Raw genomic sequence first — 1368 nt, 5'->3', positions numbered from 1 at the left:
AAATGGTTTAAGGTACCTTTTAGTCCTGGTTGTTTGATTGCTACTGGGTAGATTTTGCTGAGGTTTTCGACAATAACAATAGACATATAGGAAAGGGGAAAGGGAACAGGGAATAGGGAATAGGGAGTAGGGAGTCGGGAGTAGGGAGTCGGGAGTCGGGAGTCGGCTTTTAACCTAAGCTATTGGTTATTGCCAATTAAGGTTAAGGTTGTCGAATTTTCCTTGTTAAATCATCTGCTGCCAATGGCTATATGATCAACGATACCCAGCTTGGGACGATGTCAGACTTGATTGACTCACCTAGTTTCCCATTGTGAAAGTACAGTTGACCAGGGATTGATTACTCAATTAGGAAAAGCGAACGCGCCCCGCGTGGCCTACGGCCAATCGCGAAGCTTGACATGCACGGGCAAAGCCCAATGCTTCGCGAACGGTCAATCGCATTTACCTGTTCGTCTTCTGATTTCCCTACTCCCTACTCCCTACTCCCTACTCCCTACTCCCTACTCCCTAATGCGTTCGCATAATTTTTTCCTGTGGGAATTTGACACATTATTGATTAATTAGCTAAAAAGGAGCAACTTCCTGGTAAATATTTTCTCCGACATACTTGACATTTAACGACAAACTGTATTTATCTGTATTTGTAGTCAATACAAATAGCGATGGATGGATCAGTCAATTACGTCCCGCCCCGAGTCGCCTCAACAAGACTTGGGGTCAGCACCAGGACACAAGAGATGTGGCTTGAAGAAGGGAAAATCCAAGGAATTAAGACACCTGGAGGACTTTGACGATACGACTTGGACTCAGTCGTCTCTATTCCAACAACAAAAACTGGCAAAGACGAAAGATCTACCATTTTGTATGCCAGAGTTTCAAGCCGCTCTCAAAAAGCCGATCTTGAGCAACAAGTACAGTTTCTCAAGTCTCGTTACCCAGAAGCAGAGATTATCAAAGACATCGGGAGCGGGCTTAACTTCAGAAGAAAAGGTCTTCAATCCTGATTGGACAGAGTTCTCGGCGGTACTTGCAAGTATATTGTCGTTGCCCACAAAGATAGGCTTTGCCGCTTTGGGTTCGATCTTATCTCATGGCTGTGCTCTAAATTCCAAACTAAAATACTGGTTCTCGACGAAAAGAACCTCAGCCCAGAGCAAGAAATGGTTGAAGATGTTCTTGCGGTCATCCACGTCTTCAGCTGTAGGTTGTACGGACTCAGAAAGTACAAAAATAAAATCATTGAAGACAACGACTTACCGCGTATATCCAAGTAAAGAACTTGAGAGTATATGGAAGAAATGGGTTTCCGCTGCTAGAAAAGTATATAACATATCGATTGAGCAGCTAAACAAAAACCAAGGGTAA

General features: G+C 43.7%; 3 protein-coding genes. All 3 read left to right on the top strand.

From position 1 onward, the window contains the following. Window positions 1-372: 372 nt before the first annotated feature. The gene (locus F6K51_RS37335; protein ID WP_293031237.1) at window positions 373-567 is read left to right on the top strand and encodes a hypothetical protein; all 195 of its coding nucleotides are present in this window, start codon (window positions 373-375) and stop codon (window positions 565-567) included. A 236-nt stretch (window positions 568-803) separates the two neighbouring features. Continuing rightward, window positions 804-1007 (top strand): recombinase family protein, encoded by a 204-nt coding sequence (locus tag F6K51_RS37330; RefSeq protein ID WP_365940659.1) that lies wholly within the window; start codon window positions 804-806, stop codon window positions 1005-1007. Between the two features lie 166 nt (window positions 1008-1173). Then, entirely contained in the window at window positions 1174-1368 is a 195-nt protein-coding gene (locus F6K51_RS38880; protein ID WP_365940660.1) for a helix-turn-helix domain-containing protein, read from the top strand.

The sequence above is a fragment of the Moorena sp. SIO3I8 genome (genome assembly GCF_010692325.1).
Taxonomy (GTDB): Bacteria; Cyanobacteriota; Cyanobacteriia; order Cyanobacteriales; family Coleofasciculaceae; genus Moorena.
This window is presented reverse-complemented; position numbering and strand designations above follow the sequence as displayed.

Bases quoted from the DNA above. Each gene is read 5' to 3' on its own strand.
- F6K51_RS38880 (WP_365940660.1), top strand. From the start codon at position 1,174: ATGTTCTTGCGGTCATCCACGTCTTCAGCTGTAGGTTGTACGGACTCA.